Annotated in this window: 16 protein-coding genes; 3 read left to right on the top strand and 13 right to left on the bottom strand. The window is 63.3% G+C overall.

Translation table 11 applies throughout. The features are described from left to right. The first annotated feature begins 9 nt into the window (after positions 1-9). Positions 10-1,005, top strand: coding sequence for an ABC transporter permease (locus GA829_RS02555; protein WP_195177020.1), 996 nt, complete (start codon positions 10-12; stop codon positions 1,003-1,005). Positions 1,006-1,043: 38 nt separating this feature from the next. Here the strand turns inward: GA829_RS02555 and phnN are convergent, their stop codons facing one another. The 9 genes from phnN to GA829_RS02510 form a co-directional block, all read right to left on the bottom strand. Further along, on the bottom strand, positions 1,044-1,673 hold the full coding sequence (gene phnN / locus GA829_RS02550; protein WP_195177019.1) for a phosphonate metabolism protein/1,5-bisphosphokinase (PRPP-forming) PhnN: 630 nt from the start codon (positions 1,671-1,673) through the stop codon (positions 1,044-1,046). After that, a complete protein-coding gene (locus tag GA829_RS02545) occupies positions 1,670-2,809 on the bottom strand; it encodes an alpha-D-ribose 1-methylphosphonate 5-triphosphate diphosphatase (protein WP_195177018.1) in 1,140 nt (379 codons plus the stop codon). Before GA829_RS02545 ends, phnN begins: the two co-directional genes overlap by 4 nt. A gap of 55 nt (positions 2,810-2,864) precedes the next feature. Next, positions 2,865-3,572 (bottom strand): DUF1045 domain-containing protein, encoded by a 708-nt coding sequence (locus GA829_RS02540; RefSeq protein ID WP_195177017.1) that lies wholly within the window; start codon positions 3,570-3,572, stop codon positions 2,865-2,867. A gap of 255 nt (positions 3,573-3,827) precedes the next feature. Next, complete coding sequence (iolB, locus tag GA829_RS02535; RefSeq protein WP_195177016.1) at positions 3,828-4,640, bottom strand: 5-deoxy-glucuronate isomerase; 813 nt, start codon at positions 4,638-4,640, stop codon at positions 3,828-3,830. Positions 4,641-4,657: 17 nt separating this feature from the next. Next, complete coding sequence (locus GA829_RS02530; protein ID WP_195177015.1) at positions 4,658-4,876, bottom strand: DUF3329 domain-containing protein; 219 nt, start codon at positions 4,874-4,876, stop codon at positions 4,658-4,660. An 89-nt stretch (positions 4,877-4,965) separates the two neighbouring features. Then, positions 4,966-5,883 carry a myo-inosose-2 dehydratase gene (gene iolE, locus GA829_RS02525; RefSeq protein WP_195177014.1) on the bottom strand — a complete coding sequence of 306 codons (918 nt, stop codon included), beginning with the start codon at positions 5,881-5,883 and terminating at the stop codon, positions 4,966-4,968. A 60-nt stretch (positions 5,884-5,943) separates the two neighbouring features. After that, a complete protein-coding gene (iolD, locus tag GA829_RS02520; RefSeq protein WP_195177013.1) occupies positions 5,944-7,788 on the bottom strand; it encodes a 3D-(3,5/4)-trihydroxycyclohexane-1,2-dione acylhydrolase (decyclizing) in 1,845 nt (614 codons plus the stop codon). Between the two features lie 34 nt (positions 7,789-7,822). Beyond that, positions 7,823-9,757 (bottom strand): bifunctional 5-dehydro-2-deoxygluconokinase/5-dehydro-2-deoxyphosphogluconate aldolase, encoded by a 1,935-nt coding sequence (locus GA829_RS02515; protein WP_195177012.1) that lies wholly within the window; start codon positions 9,755-9,757, stop codon positions 7,823-7,825. 141 nt (positions 9,758-9,898) lie between these two features. Beyond that, positions 9,899-10,744, bottom strand: coding sequence for a MurR/RpiR family transcriptional regulator (locus tag GA829_RS02510; RefSeq protein WP_195179492.1), 846 nt, complete (start codon positions 10,742-10,744; stop codon positions 9,899-9,901). Positions 10,745-10,898: 154 nt separating this feature from the next. Here GA829_RS02510 and GA829_RS02505 point away from each other — a divergent pair, with 154 nt between their 5' ends. After that, entirely contained in the window at positions 10,899-12,008 is a 1,110-nt protein-coding gene (locus GA829_RS02505) for a Gfo/Idh/MocA family protein (RefSeq protein ID WP_195177011.1), read from the top strand. Between the two features lie 3 nt (positions 12,009-12,011). Here GA829_RS02505 and GA829_RS02500 read toward each other — a convergent pair whose 3' ends face one another. Next, positions 12,012-12,713 carry a helix-turn-helix transcriptional regulator gene (locus tag GA829_RS02500; protein ID WP_195177010.1) on the bottom strand — a complete coding sequence of 234 codons (702 nt, stop codon included), beginning with the start codon at positions 12,711-12,713 and terminating at the stop codon, positions 12,012-12,014. A 131-nt stretch (positions 12,714-12,844) separates the two neighbouring features. On the opposite strand from GA829_RS02500, the gene GA829_RS02495 reads away from it, so the two are divergent. Next, the gene (locus GA829_RS02495) at positions 12,845-13,480 is read left to right on the top strand and encodes a LysE family translocator (RefSeq protein WP_195177009.1); all 636 of its coding nucleotides are present in this window, start codon (positions 12,845-12,847) and stop codon (positions 13,478-13,480) included. 55 nt (positions 13,481-13,535) lie between these two features. Here GA829_RS02495 and GA829_RS02490 read toward each other — a convergent pair whose 3' ends face one another. The 3 genes from GA829_RS02490 to GA829_RS02480 form a co-directional block, all read right to left on the bottom strand. Next, on the bottom strand, positions 13,536-14,627 hold the full coding sequence (locus GA829_RS02490; protein ID WP_195177008.1) for a 3-deoxy-7-phosphoheptulonate synthase: 1,092 nt from the start codon (positions 14,625-14,627) through the stop codon (positions 13,536-13,538). Positions 14,628-14,985: 358 nt separating this feature from the next. Beyond that, positions 14,986-15,408: a type II toxin-antitoxin system VapC family toxin gene (locus tag GA829_RS02485; RefSeq protein ID WP_195177007.1), complete on the bottom strand. Its 423-nt coding sequence runs from the start codon at positions 15,406-15,408 to the stop codon at positions 14,986-14,988. Continuing rightward, positions 15,405-15,668: a type II toxin-antitoxin system prevent-host-death family antitoxin gene (locus tag GA829_RS02480; protein ID WP_195177006.1), complete on the bottom strand. Its 264-nt coding sequence runs from the start codon at positions 15,666-15,668 to the stop codon at positions 15,405-15,407. The genes GA829_RS02485 and GA829_RS02480 overlap by 4 nt, the downstream gene beginning before the upstream one ends. Positions 15,669-15,721 lie beyond the last annotated feature (53 nt).

Here is a 15,721-nt window from a genome sequence, read left to right as displayed (position 1 = left end):
GAGAAGACGATGAGCAAGAAAGATCTCGGCCTGCTGATCCTGATCCTGGTGGTGGGCGCCATCGTCGCGATCATCAATCCGCGCTTCCTGTCGGCGATCAACCTCGCCAACACGTCGAACCTTGTGGCGCTGTTCGGCATCCTTTCCATCGGCCAGGCCTTCGTCATCATCACTGGCGGCATCGAGCTGTCGGTCGGCTCGGTGATCGCGCTGCTGGGCACCCTGTTCGTCGACTTCATCGCCGTGCGCGAAGTGGCGTGGCCTTTGGCCTTCGTGCTGATCCTGGGGCTCGGCGCCATCATCGGCCTGGTGCATGGCTGGCTGATCACGCGGCTCAAGCTGCAGCCCTTCGTCGTCACGCTGTGCGGCCTGTTGATCTATCGCGGCGTAGCCCGCTTCTACACCGCCGACGGAACGGCTGGTTTTGCCTTCGGCCAGAATTTCCCGACACTGGAATTCCTGACGGCCGGACGATCCTATGGCGTCCCCAACAGCTTTATCGCGCTGATCGTCATCGCCATAGTCATGTGGGTGGTGCTGCATCGCTCGGTGTTCGGGCGCTACCTCTATGCCATCGGCAAAAACGAGGAAGCCGCGAAATATTCCGGCATCCGAACCGACCGTATCGTCATGGCCGCCTATGTCATCTGTGGCGTGCTGACGGCGCTGTCGGCGATCTATTTCGCCATGTACACGCGCTCGATCTCGCCCGCCAGCCATGGCCAGTTCTACGAACTCTACGCCATCGCGGCCGCGGTGCTTGGCGGCTTCTCGCTGCGCGGCGGCGAGGGTTCGCTGATCGGCGTCATCCTCGGCACGGTGCTGCTGCAGGAACTCCAGAACCTGGTCAACCTGCTCGGCATCCCGTCATCACTCAATTTCGCGGTGATGGGCGGCGTCATCCTGATCGGCGTGCTGGTCGACCAGCAATGGGGCGCGTTCCGGGCTCGGCGGCTGATGATGGACGCCACCCGCAAGGGCGTCGCCGGCGCGCCGGCGGAGTAGCTGTCTCTTCTCCCGCAGGGGAGAAGGGAAGAGGCGCCCTAGATTAATCCCGACATGTCGGAGAATGCCATCGCCTTGCGCAGCACCTCGGCGAAGCGCTCGCCGGCCGCCTCGCGCGGGCCGCTGTTGTCGATCGAGGTGATGCCGGGTCCCGCCAGTTTGACATTGGCGCTGCGCGCCAGCCTGGCCAGCACTTCGCCGCGCGACTCGCGGCCGCGCATGGCCAGCCGCTCGGCCAGCACTTCCGGCGACGCGGTGATCTCGACAATGGCGAGATTGGCATAGCGCTCGCGCAAAACCGGGATGATGGCGCGCGAGACATTGGCGACGGCGACATGGCCATTGGCAACCGACCAGTCGACATCAGCCGGGATACCGTAGCGCAGGCCATGCGCCTCCCAGGCAACGGCGAAAGCGCCGTCGGCTTCGGCTTCGATGAAGGCTGCTTCGGCAAGGGTGTCGTGGTCCTCGCTGGCCGCATCGCTCGGCCGGGTGATCACCCGGCGTACGAACTCCAGCCGGCTCTCTTCGGCGAAGTGAGCGCGGGCGTAGCCGATCACCGTGTCCTTGCCGGCGCCACTTGGCCCGACAACGGCGACGAAAACGCCGTCGCGGATCGGAAAGGCGGCACTCGCCAGTTCCCGTTCGATCAATGCCGACACCATCACGCGACCCGGCGCCCCTGGCGCCAGACGGTGCGAACGACAGGAACATGGTCGTCGACGCGCACGCGCACCAGGTCGGCACGCCGGCCCTGTTCGATGACGCCGCGATCGGTCAGGCCGACCGCGTCAGCCGGGTTCTTCGAAACCATGGCAACCGCCTGCGGCAAGGAAATGCCCTCGACCACATTGCCGAGGAAGAAGGCGGACTGGATCAGGCTGAACGGGATGTAGTCGGACGACAGGATGTCGAGCAGGCCATCGCTGGCCAGCGTGCGAGCCGAGACATTGCCGGAATGCGAGGCGCCGCGCATGACATTGGGAGCCCCCATCAGCACGCCGAGCCCGGCTTCCTTCGAAGCCCTGGCGGCCTCCTCGGTGGTCGGGAATTCGGCGACGCGAACGCCTTGCTCGATCGCTTCGTCGACATGACCGACGGTGGCGTCATCATGGCTCGCCAGCACGATGCCGCGCTCCTGGCAGGCTGCGGCGATGAAGACGCGGTTCGGCGCCGAGTTCTTCGCCGACTCGCCCATCCGCTTTTCGCAGAACAGCTTGAAGTCGCGATCGGTGAGCTTGAGCTTGCGCTGATAGTAATAGGCGTAGGTCTCGAGGTTGACGAACTGGCGCTGGCCCGGCGCGTGGTCCATCAGCGACGCCAGCTTGACCCGCTCGTCACCGTCGAAATGGGCGAAGGCCTCAAGGCAGTCCGGTGCTGAAACCTCGCAGCGCAGATGGATGAAGTGGTCGGCCCGCAAGCGGTCATGCCGCACGCTGTCATCGATCGCATCGGCCAGCTTGCGCATGTCCTCCGACTTCATGTCGGCGTCCTCGTCCATGCCGACGCGCAAGGCGTCGAGCACGGTGGTGATTCCCGCTGTCGCGACCTGCGCATCATGGGCAAGCACAGCCGCGATCGGGTTCCAGCGTACTTTCGGCCGAGGCGCGTAGTGGCCTTCGAGATGGTCTGTGTGCAGCTCGACCAGGCCGGGAATGATGAAGTCGCCGCCCATGTCTTCGCCAGTGCGGCCGATGCCGGATTCGATACCGGCAATCAGGCCGTCGCGCAGAACGATCGAACCTTCGATGATCTCGTCGGCAAGCACGATGCGGGCGTTGTGGAGAACAGTCTCGGCGGTCATTTCAGGCAGTCCTTGGTTGTTTGGGCAGCTTTTGCTTTGTTTCGGGCGGTCTTCTTCAGGCGGTCATTCTGGCCGGACGCCGCCCGAGTGCATGATGGGAAAGCACCATGAACGGGGCGCCTGGTTCGGTTTCGACAAACAGGGTCAGGGCGTCGACCAGCACGGGTTGCTGCAGCACGTCAGCAAACAGGCCGTTGATCGCTAGGCGAAGACGGGGGCTTTCCTGTGGCGCCGCCCGGCCGGACAGCGTCATGTGGAAGCGAAATGTCTCGAACACGTAGGGATAGCCCCACTGGCAGAGATTGCGGAATTCGGCGGGCTTCAGCGAATCGGGGCTGCGCCGTTCGATTTCGGTCTCTGTCAGCGGCGCGCGAAAACGATCGAAGTCGCGCACCACGTCGTCAGCGAACCGGTTTAGGCTCGGCACCGGTCCGTCTGTCACAAGGGCGAAGAAGCCGTCGATCTGGCTGACCATGAGGCGGGGGACCGTTACGACGGGCGTTGCTTCGGCGAAGGCATCGAGTGCCGCGCGCAGCGAGGCTTCCGTCTCGTTCGCGGCCAGCCGGAACGGCGCCTTCAGCGTGGCGTGGAAACCGTAGCGGCGCGCCGAAGCCGTGTGGAACGCCACTTCCGCCGCCGACAGGTCAGCCACCGCCTCGACAGGCCGGACGGCGGCGCCAAACGGGTCGCGGCCGAGCCAGTTGGCGGCAATCCGCGCCAGCGGTTCGTCCTGCCGGGGGGTGAAGTAAATGGCGTAGCGCATGGAAAGTCCTCGTCAAAGCGCGACGCCTTTGAACAGCTCCGTGCGACGCGCTTCAAGTCCTTGGTTTATGCATGCCTTGCCCTAAAACCGCATTGCATATTCGGGCGACATGCATTGGCCCCGCTGCCATAGGCGATTTCCATGACGGATTGACGAAGCCTTGCCACGTTCCGATAACAAAACGGTGCCATTGGGTCATTAGCCGACGTTTTTTTCGTCTTGGACCAGGCCGGCTATCCACTGATGAAAACCCTGTCAGGCCTTCATCAGCCATTCGTGCTCGGGTGCATTGTGGAATTTCCACGTCCGCTTCGGCCCGGCCATGACATTGAGATAGTAGAGATCGTAGCCGTGACAAGCGGCGCAGGGGTGGTAGCCCTCGGGCACCAGCACGACATCGCCGTCCTCGATCGCCATCGCTTCGTCCAGTGCGCGGTGGCCGTTCTTGTCGGCATCGGTGTAGACGCGCTGGAAGGCAAAGCCCTGTGGCGGGTTGAGGCGATGGTAGTAGGTCTCCTCGAGATAGGACTCGGCTGGCAGGTTGTCCTGGTCATGTTTGTGCGGCGGATAGCTCGACGTATGGCCCCCGGGCGTGATCACCTCGACCACGAGCAGCGAGTCGGCGGGTTTGCCCTCGGGCAGGATGTTGGTGACATAGCGCGTGTTGGTGCCCTTGCCGCGTACTTCCTGGCCGAGATCGTCGGGCGCGATGACGCGCACCGGCAGGCCGCCGCCCAGGCCCGGTGCGGAGCAGACCGCCAGTTCGAGATCGGTGTCCGCCGTCACCGACCAGTCCGATCCCTCAGGCACATAGACCGACCATGGCTTGCCCTCGAACGGCGACATGCGCTGGCCGAGCAGGCCGAGATCCTTGCCGTCCGCCTTGGCCGTCCCCTTGCCGGTGACAAACACGAGGCAGACTTCACGGCCGTCGGTCTTGCCTGCTGCCGTTTCACCGCGCTTCAGCCGGTGCAGATCGAACCCGACATAGGTCCAGCCGGCAGTCTGCGGCGTCACATGCGCGACGCGGCCATGGCCCTTGTTGGCTTTGACGAGCAGCTTGGACATTCTGGATTCCTTCCGGGTTATTCCTTGGGGTCGGCTTCTGCCGATGCCTTGTTCTCATCGGCCGGCTTGTAGAGATAGAAGAATTGCCAGACGCCATAGCCGGCGAAACCGAGCGCAAGCACGCCCCAGAATGGTGTGCCGGTGGCGAACTCGATCGCCGACCAGATCAGGCAGACAGCGACGACGGCGACGCGCCGCCACAGCGGCCGGAAGAACGGGTGCTCATAGTCTTTCATCGGACCAGCCTACAGCAACCCGTCATCACCGAGAACCACTGCAATCCGGCCCACTTTGGTTAGGCCCATCTTGATCAGGCCCATCTTGATCAGGCATTGGGAAAGCCTTGCGTCTCCACGGTGTAGCCGGCGGCCGTCATGACCCGCATCAACTCCTTATGGCCGACCTGCGCCATCTTGAGCGGCGGGTTCTTCCTAGGGTCCTGCTCGGCCTCGACCACGAACCAGCCTTCATAGCCATGATCCGCGAACCGCTGGACGATGGCGCCGAAGTCCAGCGACCCGTCGCCCGGCACGGTGAAGGCGCCAAGCGCCACGGCATCGAGAAACGACTGCTTCGTGCGATCCAGTCCGTTGATCACGTCCATGCGGACATCCTTCACATGCACATGGCTGATACGGTTGTGATGGTTGTCGATGGCGCGCCGCACGTCGCCACCAGCAAAGGCCAGGTGGCCGGCATCGAGCAGCAGTGGAATGCCTTGCCCGGAATGGCGCATGAACGCATCGAGTTCCGGCTCGGTCTCTACCACCGCCGCCATGTGGTGGTGGTAGGAGAGCGGCATGCCTTGCTCGGCGCACCATTCGCCAAACCGCGTCAGCCGCCCGGCATAGGCTTTCATCTCGTCGTCCGAGAGCTTCGGCTTGGTGGCGAGCGGCTTCGAGCGGTCACCCTGGATCGAGCGGCCGACTTCGCCATAGACGATGCAAGGCGCGTTCACGGCCTTGAACAGGTCGATCATCGGTTGGATGCGATCCTTGTTCTTCGCCAGGTCCTCGTCGACCAGCGTGCCCGAGAACCAACCGCCGCACAGCGTCACATCGGCCTTCTTCAGGATCGGCAGCATGACATCGGGATCATTGGGGAAGCGGCGGCCCATCTCCATCCCGGTGAAGCCCGCCGAACGCGACTGCGCCAAGCATTCCTCCAGCGACACGTCATCGCTGAGTTCGGCCAGATCGTCGTTCCACCAGGCAATAGGGGACATCCCCAGTTTAGCTCTCACGTCGTCACTCCGATTTCAGTTCTTGTTTCGCCAATGCCCAGTCAGCATAAGCCAGGTGGGTCAGGACCGCGGCACTTGCAAGGCGTCTTCGTACTTCTTGCGCGCCGCGTTCACCTGGGGCCGAGCCGACACTTCCGGCACCGCGACATCCCACCATGCGCCACCGGCTTCGGTGGAAACCAGCGGATCGGTGTCGATGACCAGCACCGTTGTGCGCTCGTTCTTCTTCGACTGCGCAAGTGCTGTCTCCAGCCCGGCAATAGAGGAGACCTTTTCCGCAATAGCGCCCATGCTTGCCGCGTGCGCGGCAAAGTCGATATCGGGCAGGACCTCGTGGCGTGAGTCCTTCAAGAGATTGTTGAAGTTGGCGCCGCCGGTCGCCATCTGCAGCCGGTTGATGCAGCCATAGCCACGGTTGTCGAGCAGAACGATGGTCAGCTTCAAGCCGAGCATCACCGATGTGGCGATCTCGGAATTGAGCATCAGGTAGGAGCCATCGCCGATCATGACGACGACCTCCTGATCAGGCTTCGCCATCTTGGCGCCAAGCCCGCCGGCGATCTCGTAACCCATGGTCGAGAAGCCATACTCGGCGTGGTAGGAGCCCGGTGCGCCGGCCTGCCACAGCTTGTGCAATTCACCTGGCAAGCCGCCGGCGGCATGAAGCAGCGTGACACCGGAACCCAGCGCGCGCTGCACGGCGCCGATCACCTGTGCGTCGGACGGATAGGCGGCGTTGGTCGAGGCCGTCACCTTGCCGGCATCCGCCTGCCAGTCCTTCTTGCCTTTGGCGGCATTGTCGGTCCAGGCGGCGGGCGCTTTCCAGCCCTTCAGCGCCGCTCCGAGTTCAGCCAGTCCTTCAGCCGCGTCCGCGACCAGCGGCAGCGCCCAGTGTTTGCCGGCATCGAAGGCTTGCGCATTCAGGCCAATGATCGTTTTGCTCGTGTTCCGGAACAACGCCCAGGAGCCGGTGGTGAAATCCTGCAGGCGTGTACCGACCGCCAGCACCACATCGGCCTCTTCGGCCAGCCTGTTGGCGGCAGAAGTGCCGGTAACGCCGACAGCGGCCATGTTGAGCGGATGGGTGTCCGGCAGCGAGGATTTGCCGCCTTGTGTCTCGCAGACCGGAATGCCTGCGGCTTGCACGAATTTCGCCAGTTCGTCCGAGGCCTGCGAATAGAGAACACCGCCGCCGGCGATCACCAGCGGCTTCTTCGCGCCCTTCAGCGCCGCGACCGCCGCCGCCAGTTCGCGACGATCCGGGCGTGGACGGCGTGGAGACCAAAGCCGCTCGGCAAAGAAGCTCTCGGGGTAGTCATAGGCCTCGGCTTGCACATCCTGGCAAAGCGAGAGCGTCACCGGCCCGCAATCGGCCGGATCGGTCAGCACCTGCATGGTGCGGTTGAGCGCCGGGATGATCTGCTCCGGCCGCGTGATGCGGTCGAAATAGCGCGACACCGGACGGAAGCAGTCATTGACCGTCGCCGTGCCGTCGGAAAAATCCTCGGCCTGTTGCAGCACCGGATCGGGAATGCGGTTGGCAAAGACATCGCCAGGCAGGAACAGAACCGGCAGCCGGTTGACGTGCGCCAGTGCCGCCGCTGTCACCATGTTGAGCGCGCCGGGGCCGATCGAGGAGGTCGCGGCCATGAAGCGGCGGCGGAAATTGGCCTTGCCGTAAGCGATCGCCGCATGAGCCATCGCCTGCTCATTGTGAGCGCGGAAGGTCGGCAAGGTGTCGCGCACTTGGTAGAGCGCTTCGCCGATGCCAGCGACATTGCCATGGCCAAAGATCGCCCAGACGCCGCCGAAGATCGGCATTGTCTTGCCGTCGATCTCGGTCATCTGGCAGCTGAGAAAGCGGGTCAGCGCCTGCGCCATCGTCAGGCGGATTGTCTTGCTCATCTTGGTTTCCTCCGCGGTCCCTGTGACGCGCCTGTTATGCTGCTTTGCGGCCGCGCGCGGCAAGCCATGCGTCGGTCAGCTGCTCGAAGCGCGATGCCATGTCGGCCACTGCCTCGTCGTCCGACATCCTGCCCGCCAGCCACTGTTCGGCCGCGTGGACGAAAAGCGTGCGCCCTACGGCAAACCCCTTGACGATTGGCGCCTTGGCTGTGGCGGCAAAGGCTGCTTCCAGCTCATCTTGCGGCGCTTCCAGGCCAAGCAGCACGACGCCGCGGCACCAGGGATCGTGCTTTAGGATCACCGCCTCGATCTTGGCCCAGGCGCCGGCCGAAGCCTGCGGTTCGAGCTTCCACCAGTCCGGCTTGATGCCGAGGGCGTAAAGTTCTTCCAGCGCGCGCGGGATCGTGGTGTCGTCGAGCTTGCCATGTTTGCCGGCGATGATCTCGATGAGAAGTTCCCGGCCCACTTTTCGTGCGGCCTCGAACAGCGAGCGCAGTTTTTGCTGCTGCTCGGCCTTCAGTTCCGCCGGGTCGTCGGGGTGGTAGAAGCACAGGCACTTGATGCAGTGCTCCACCGGCCATTCGGTGAGTTGCGAACCGATATCCTGCGAGAATTCGAAGCGCAGCGGGCGTGAGCCCGGCAGTTCCACCGGGCGTCCCAGCCAGGAGAAGGGATGGTGGGCGAACTCGAACATGGCTTCGCGGCCAAATTTCTCATCAAGCAGCATGCCGTAGCCGGCGCGCCCGGCGGCGACCTTGGCCGCGGCTTTCACCGTCAGCACCTTGAAATCATGGATGCGCGACGGATCGGCACCGGCCTTCGCCGCGACGTCCTCGAGTTGGACGCGGTGGTCGCATGCGAAAGCCATCAGCGAGGGGATGTCGTGCCGGCGCGTCGTCGCCCAGTGGATGTGGTTGATCGCTTCGTCTTTGCGCAGGGCGAGATGCTTGCTGCCGTTCTTGAGGAAGAACTGCAGCTCCTCGAAGGTCGGATATTCCGGCGCGCATAGCAGCCGCGAGACGGCAAAGGCGCCGCAGGCATTGGCCCAGGTCGCCGCCGTTGCATGATCCTCGCCACCCAGCCAGCCGCGCAGCAAGCCGGACATGAAGGCGTCGCCGGCGCCCAGCACATTGTAGACTTCGATCGGAAAGCCCTTGCCGACAATGCCGTCTTCGAGATCGTCGCTGATCGGTCCGTCGTAGACAATGCAGCCCATGGCGCCGCGCTTCAAAACGATGGTCGCCGCCGACAGCGAGCGGATCGTCTTCAGCGCGCTCAGGCAGTCATCGGCGCCCGACGCGATCATGATTTCCTCTTCGGTGCCGACGATGAGGTCGCAATCGGGCAGCACCGTCTTCAACTGGGCCGACACACGGTCGGACTTCACATAGCGTTCGAAACCCTCGGCGTGACCGGCAAGGCCCCACAGGTTGGGGCGGTAGTCGATGTCGAACACCACCTTGCCGCCGGCGGCCTTGATGGCGCGGATTGCCTTGCGCTGCGCGGCATCGCTGTTGGGGCGGGAAAAATGCGTGCCGGTGACGACGATCGACCGCGCAGAGGCAATGAACGCCTCATCGATGTCTTCCGGCGCCAGCGCCATGTCGGCGCAGTCGCTGCGGTAGAAGATCATCGGCGAAACGCCTTCGTCCTCGACCGAAAGCAGCACTAGCGCGGTCAGCCGCTCCTTGTCGGTCTTCAGCCCGTCGACATTGACACCTTCGCGTTTCAGCTGCTCACGGATGAAACGGCCCATCTGCTCGTCGCCGACGCGGGTGAGCAGTGCCGAGCGCAGGCCGAGCCTTGCCGTGCCAACGGAAATGTTGGCCGGACAGCCGCCGACCGACTTGGCGAAGGAAGTGATATCCTCCAGCCGCGAGCCGATCTGCTGGCCATAAAGGTCGACTGAGGCGCGACCGATGGTGATGACGTCGAGCGGCGCATGTCTCGTATCCACGGCTTCGCCCATTCGAACCTCCCATCGGCCTTGTTGTCTTTGACAACACGCGCGAACGACAGCGTGATGCCGTCAATATGAAATAATAATTCCAATCCATAGTCAATATGGAATGACCGTTCCTTTGCTGAAAAGTAGCGGCGAGGGACCTCGTCAGGCCTTGCGCTTCTTGCCGGCGTCGCGCCGTTTCTCGCCGACGCCGACTGTCAGCGCCATGGCCAGCGCCATCGTCGCCGACAGCGAACGGAAGCCGGCGAAATCCGCCTCGGCGACCTCGAACCAGACCTTTGCGAACTGGGCGAGCGGCGAGAACGAACTGTCGGTGATGGCCACGATCGGCACGCCTTGCTCGGAAATGGCGCGCGCCTCCTCGATGGTTGCCGGCGCGTAGGGCGAGAAGCTGATGGCGATGACGGCATCCGCCGGCGTGGCGAAGCCGATCATCTCGGCGTTGAGCCCAGCCGCCGATTCGATCAATTGGTTGCGGATCTTGAGCTTGCCCAGCGCATAGGCGATGTAGGACGCCACCGGGTAGGAGCGTCGCTTGGCCAAGACATAGATTGTCTCGGCCTTGGCCAGAAGGGCGATGGCATCTTCCAGATGCGCTTCGTCCAGCGTTCGCGAAATGTCGTTGAGCGACGTGCTGGCGGCGGCGACGAAACCGTCGAAGATCGCCCGGTGCCCGGCGCCGCCTTCGGCCTTTGCGCGCAAGGCGAGCAGCCGTTCGTCATAGGAGGAATTTCGTTCGCGCAGCCTTTCGCGAAACACCTGCTGCAGGCTGGTGAAGCCGTCGAAGCCAAGCTGCTGGGCAAAGCGGATCAAGGTTGACGGCTGGACGCCGGCCGAGGCGGCGATGCTGGCGGCGGTGCCGAAGGCGATGTCATCAGGGTTGTCCAACGCATAGGCGGCGATCTGGGCGATGCGTTTCGGCAGGCTTTCACGGCGATCAAGGATCGTGGCGCGCAATGTCTCGAAGTCGCGAGGTACCTGTTCGTCCATCGTTGCTCTGCCCAGGCTCATCTATGGATGTCCTCTCCTGCCCTATCATAACGGGCTTGCGCAAGAACGCCATAAAAAATGAGGCAGACATTCCATTCCTAGGAAAAATGGACTAATTCATCCACGAAAGCATTTTGGCACGGAGACAGTGGAAATGGTCGGCGTCGGTCTTATCGGTACGGGTTTCATGGGCAAGTGCCATGCCATTGCATGGAATGCGGTTGGCACCGTGTTTCCAGATGTGGACAAGCCGAGACTGGTCCATCTTGGCGAGGTCAATGACGATCTCGCCCGGCGCAAGGCGAGCGAATTCGGCTTCGCCAAGGGCTCCGGCGACTGGCGCGCCGTCGTCAACGATCCCGAAGTCGACATCGTCTCGCTGACCACGCCCAACCAGTTCCACCCTGAAATGGCCATCGCCATTCTGGAAGCCGGCAAGCATCTGTGGTGCGAGAAGCCGATGGCGCCGAGCTTTACGGAAGCCGAGGCCATGGCGGCTGCGGCGAAGAAATCCGGCAAGGTCGCCGCACTCGGTTACAACTACATCCAGAGCCCGGCCATCCGTCACATCGGCGCGCTGCTCGATGAGAAGATCATCGGCGAGGTCAACCATCTGCGCATCGAGATGGATGAGGATTTCATGGCCGATCCCGAAGCGCTGTTCTTCTGGAAGCACGAGGCTGCTTCCGGCTATGGCGCGCTCGACGATTTCGCCGTGCATCCGCTGTCACTGGTCTCGGTGCTGTTCGGCCGCGTTGCCAGTGTCATCTGCGACATGGCCAAGCCCTATGCGGACCGCAAGCTCACGGCCGGTGGCCGCCGCGCGGTCGAGACCTACGATATCGCCAGCGTGCTGATGCATCTCGAAAACGGCATCGCCGGCACGCTTCTGGTCAACCGCTCGGCCTGGGGCCGCAAGGGCCGCATCGCCATCCAGATTTTCGGCTCGAAAGGCTCGATCCTGTTCGACCAGGAGCGGATGAACGAATTCCAGCTCTATCTCACGGCGGACCGTCCGACCGAACAGGGTTACCGCACCATCCTGGTGGCGCCGCACCACAAGCCCTACGACGCCTTCCTTCCGGCGCCCGGCCACGGCCTCGGCTTCAACGATCTCAAGATCATCGAATGCCGCGAACTGCTGATGCGGCTGGCCGGCAAGCCGGCGCGGATTCTCGACTTCGCTGAAGGGCTGGAGATCGAGCGCACGGTGCATGCGATGGCACGTTCGTTCGACCAGAAGCGCTGGGTTGATGTGAGATAGGCTCTACCCGCCGCCGGCCAGCGTGTTCGCTTCCCACCCATTCACCCACATCTGCCGCAACTGGTCGCCTTCGCCCTTGAACCAAAGGCCAGTTGCCTGGCAATCCTCGATCCGGTCGCTGCGGAAATTGCGGATCGCCTGGCGCAACTCGCACCAGGCGACGATGTTTGCGGTCTCGGCGTAATAGATGAGGGCGATGGGGCGGATGATGCGCTGCGTCGGCCGGCCCTGTTCGTCGCGATAGGAGAGATCGAGCTTCTCTTCGTCGCGGATGGCGCGGCGCACCAGCGCCAGGTCGATCGCCGAGGCCGAAGGTGCCGCGAAACCCCACGCATGCAAGGCATTGGCCTCGAGTGTCTGGCGCAACGGCGCCGGCACAGCGCCGGCTATCTTGGCGCCAACGCGCTTGGCCGCCTGCTTGAGTTCGCTGTCGCCGGTGCGCTCCAGCAGCGCCAGCGACAGGACGATCGCCTCCATCTCCTCGATCGAAAACATCAGCGGCGGCAGATCGAAGCCGGGGCGCAGGATATAGCCGATGCCGCGCCCGCCCTCGATCGGCACCCGCATCGCCTGCAACGCGGCGATGTCGCGATAGATCGAGCGCGTCGTCACCTCGAGCCGCTCGGCGATCGTCGCCGCCGTCACCGGCCGCTTGGCCAGCCGCAGGATCTGGATGATCTCGAACAGGCGCGATGCCTTGCGCATTTTTTCCTCGGGATCCTGATCGCTACTGACAATACCCTGTCAATTGGGCTGACCTATAGGACCGCCTATCGATTTGAAAATCAACAGCTTCCGTAGCGGCCTGCCCGCGATGAACGATAGGCAACTGACACGTGGATTACGCACAAAATCTCTGGATTTTCTTTCTGCTGCTTCTCGGCATCATCATCGTGCCCGGCATGGACATGCTGTTCGTGCTTGCCAATTCCCTGACCGGAGGCATCAACCGAGGACTTGCCGCGACCGGCGGCATCATGCTGGGCGGTGTGGTGCATACGCTGAACGGCGCGATCGGTGTCGGCCTCTTGATGCATTTCGTGCCGATCCTGTTCACGCCGCTGCTGATCATCGGCGCCGCCTACATGGCCTATATCGGCATCACGCTGATGCGCAGCTCCATCACGGTCGGCACCGATGGACCCGCCGGCAGCCGCTCGGCATGGAAGGCGTTTCGGCAGGGGGCGGTGACCTGCCTGATCAACCCCAAAGCTTATCTGTTCGTGCTTGCGGTCTATCCGCAATTCCTCAAGCCGGACTACGGACCGATCTGGGCGCAGGCGACCGTCATGGGCCTGCTGACTGTCGTCACGCAGTTCGCCATCTATGGCGGGCTCGCGATATCAGCCGGCCGCAGCCGCAACCTTCTGGTTGCCAACCCGCGTGCGACCGCGATTGCCGGCCGCGCCGCCGGATTGCTGCTGTTCGCCATTTCCGTCTTCACCGCCTGGGAGGGCTTGAAGGCGGCGTGATACCGGTCCGAAATCCGGAAGGTCGCCGCCTTCAGTGCCGCAATCGCTGGCCGCCTTAGGCGGCTCCCTGGCGGTTCTCCATCATCGCCCGGCGTACCGAGCGGCGCCATTCGACGGCGCCGGCAAGCCCGTGCAGCACGGTCTCGGTGGTCGCCCAGTCGATGCAGCCGTCGGTGATGCTCTGGCCGTAGGTCAGTGGCTTGCCGGGGATGACGTCCTGCCGGCCGGCGACGAGGTTGCTCTCGATCATGACGCCGATGATGCGCTCGTCGCCCGCCGCGATCTGGCCCGCGACATCCGCCGCCACCTTGGGCTGGTTCTCCGGCTTCTTGTGGCTGTTGGCGTGGCTGACATCGATCATCAGCCGGGGCGCCACGCCGATGCGGCTGAGTTCGGCCGCGGCCGCCTCGACGCTCGCCGCGTCATAGTTGGGCGCAAGACCGCCGCGCAGGATGACGTGGCAATCTTCATTGCCGGTGGTCGCCGCGATTGCGCTACGCCCACCCTTGGTCACCGCCATGAAGTGGTGTGGCTGCACGGCCGATTTCACCGCCTCGGCGGCGATCCTGAGATTGCCGTCGGTGCCGTTCTTGAAGCCGACCGGGCAGGACAGGCCGGATGCGAGTTCGCGATGGATCTGGCTCTCGGTGGTGCGCGCGCCGATCGCGCCCCAGGCGACGAGGTCGGCAATGTATTGCGGGATGGTCATGTCGAGGAATTCGGTGGCCGCTGGCAGGCCGAGATTGTTGACAGCCGACAGCACGTTGCGCGCCATCCTCAGCCCCTTCTCGATGTTGAAGCTGCCGTCGAGGTCGGGATCGTTGATCAGGCCCTTCCAGCCGACAGTTGTGCGCGGCTTCTCGAAATAGACGCGCATGACGATTTCGAGCCGGTCCGACAGGCTTTCCCGCAGCGCCGCCAGGCGGCTGGCATAGTCCACGGCGGCGACTGGGTCGTGGATCGAACACGGGCCGACGATGACGACCAGCCGGTCATCGGCGCCGTTCAGTATGGAGTGGATGGCGTTGCGGGACGCGGCAACGGTTCGTGTCGCCGTCAGCGTGCGCGGAATCTCCCGCATCACCTGGTCCGGCGTACTCAATTCCCTGATTTCCTTGACCCGAAGATCGTCTGTGGTGGTCAACACGGCTTCTGCTCCTGTTAGAGCAATTCCAGGAAAAGTGCCTTGCGGTTTTCCGTCCGGAATTGCGTAAAACTATGTTTTGGGAGACCTGCCGGCTGAAAACAAAAAAGCCGCCAGGTCTGGCGGCTGTTCGGATTTTGATGCTGCAATCTTCAGATCGAGCGCAATCCTCCCGCCGCCAGCAAGCTGCTAAAGTACCAATAAGAGGCGGTCGGGTTGATCATCAGGCTCATATAGTCGAAGCCGAAGCGTTTGTCACGTGCCGGATGAGGCGACGCACCGTCTCAGTTCGCGATGTGCTCCTGGCCGGCGGAAGCCAGATGCAGCGCCGAAGCCAGCTGGCGCTGCCCGAAGCGCTCGTTCATGCAGTCCACGGATCGAGGAGTTCAAGTCCAAGATCCTCGAAGTCCTTCGTATTGCGCGTTGCCAAGGTGAGCTGCCACGCTATCGCAGTGGCTGCGATCAGGCCGTCCATCGACGACAAACCGCGACCCCGGCGCTTCGCAAGGCCCATCAGGTCGCCCCAAGCCAAGGCCACCGGTTCATCCACGGAAAGGACCCTCTGCTCAAAGCGCTGCGGCAGGTCTCGAGCAAGCCATTCGGCCAATGCCTCGCGTTTCCGGCCCTCATCCATGAGGGCGACACCACGCCGAATCTCAGCAACCGATATGACGCCGATGAATGAGCGGTCCTCATCAAGCCCGTCCAGCCATTCCAGGACGCGCGTGTTCGGTGACGGCCTTGTCACCTCGGACAGGACATTCGTGTCGAGAAGCAACCTCACAACGGCAGATCACGCGGCTCGTCGCGCTGACGATCAAGGTCCAGATCAGCGCCGCGCAGCGGCGACTCCAGCAGGAACTCCGCAAGCGTACCCTTGCGCGCGGTCTTCCGCTGCCATTCCTCGACTGAGACGACAACCACGCTTGGCTTGCCGTTTCTGGTGATCGTCTGCGGCGAGGACTGCGCGCGCTCGATAACCTCTGATAGCCGGGCTTTTGCCCCGGCGACCGTCCAATTGGTATCCTTGGGCGCAAACAGCATTTCAATCCCATGACTATGGTGACTATCTTGACTATATGGGAATGGCAATGCCT

Source organism: Mesorhizobium sp. INR15 (assembly GCF_015500075.1).
Lineage (GTDB): Bacteria > Pseudomonadota > Alphaproteobacteria > Rhizobiales > Rhizobiaceae > Mesorhizobium.
This window is presented reverse-complemented; position numbering and strand designations above follow the sequence as displayed.

Excerpts from the sequence above, each read along its gene's own strand:
- GA829_RS02555 (WP_195177020.1), top strand. The coding sequence starts at position 10 with ATGAGCAAGAAAGATCTCGGCCTGCTGATCCTGATCCTGGTGGTGGGC.
- GA829_RS02545 (WP_195177018.1), bottom strand. The coding sequence starts at position 2,809 with ATGACCGCCGAGACTGTTCTCCACAACGCCCGCATCGTGCTTGCCGAC.
- GA829_RS02540 (WP_195177017.1), bottom strand. The coding sequence starts at position 3,572 with ATGCGCTACGCCATTTACTTCACCCCCCGGCAGGACGAACCGCTGGCG.
- iolB (WP_195177016.1), bottom strand. The coding sequence starts at position 4,640 with ATGTCCAAGCTGCTCGTCAAAGCCAACAAGGGCCATGGCCGCGTCGCG.
- GA829_RS02530 (WP_195177015.1), bottom strand. The coding sequence starts at position 4,876 with ATGAAAGACTATGAGCACCCGTTCTTCCGGCCGCTGTGGCGGCGCGTC.
- iolD (WP_195177013.1), bottom strand. The coding sequence starts at position 7,788 with ATGAGCAAGACAATCCGCCTGACGATGGCGCAGGCGCTGACCCGCTTT.
- GA829_RS02515 (WP_195177012.1), bottom strand. The coding sequence starts at position 9,757 with ATGGGCGAAGCCGTGGATACGAGACATGCGCCGCTCGACGTCATCACC.
- GA829_RS02510 (WP_195179492.1), bottom strand. The coding sequence starts at position 10,744 with ATGGACGAACAGGTACCTCGCGACTTCGAGACATTGCGCGCCACGATC.
- GA829_RS02505 (WP_195177011.1), top strand. The coding sequence starts at position 10,899 with ATGGTCGGCGTCGGTCTTATCGGTACGGGTTTCATGGGCAAGTGCCAT.
- GA829_RS02500 (WP_195177010.1), bottom strand. The coding sequence starts at position 12,713 with ATGCGCAAGGCATCGCGCCTGTTCGAGATCATCCAGATCCTGCGGCTG.
- GA829_RS02480 (WP_195177006.1), bottom strand. The coding sequence starts at position 15,668 with ATGCTGTTTGCGCCCAAGGATACCAATTGGACGGTCGCCGGGGCAAAA.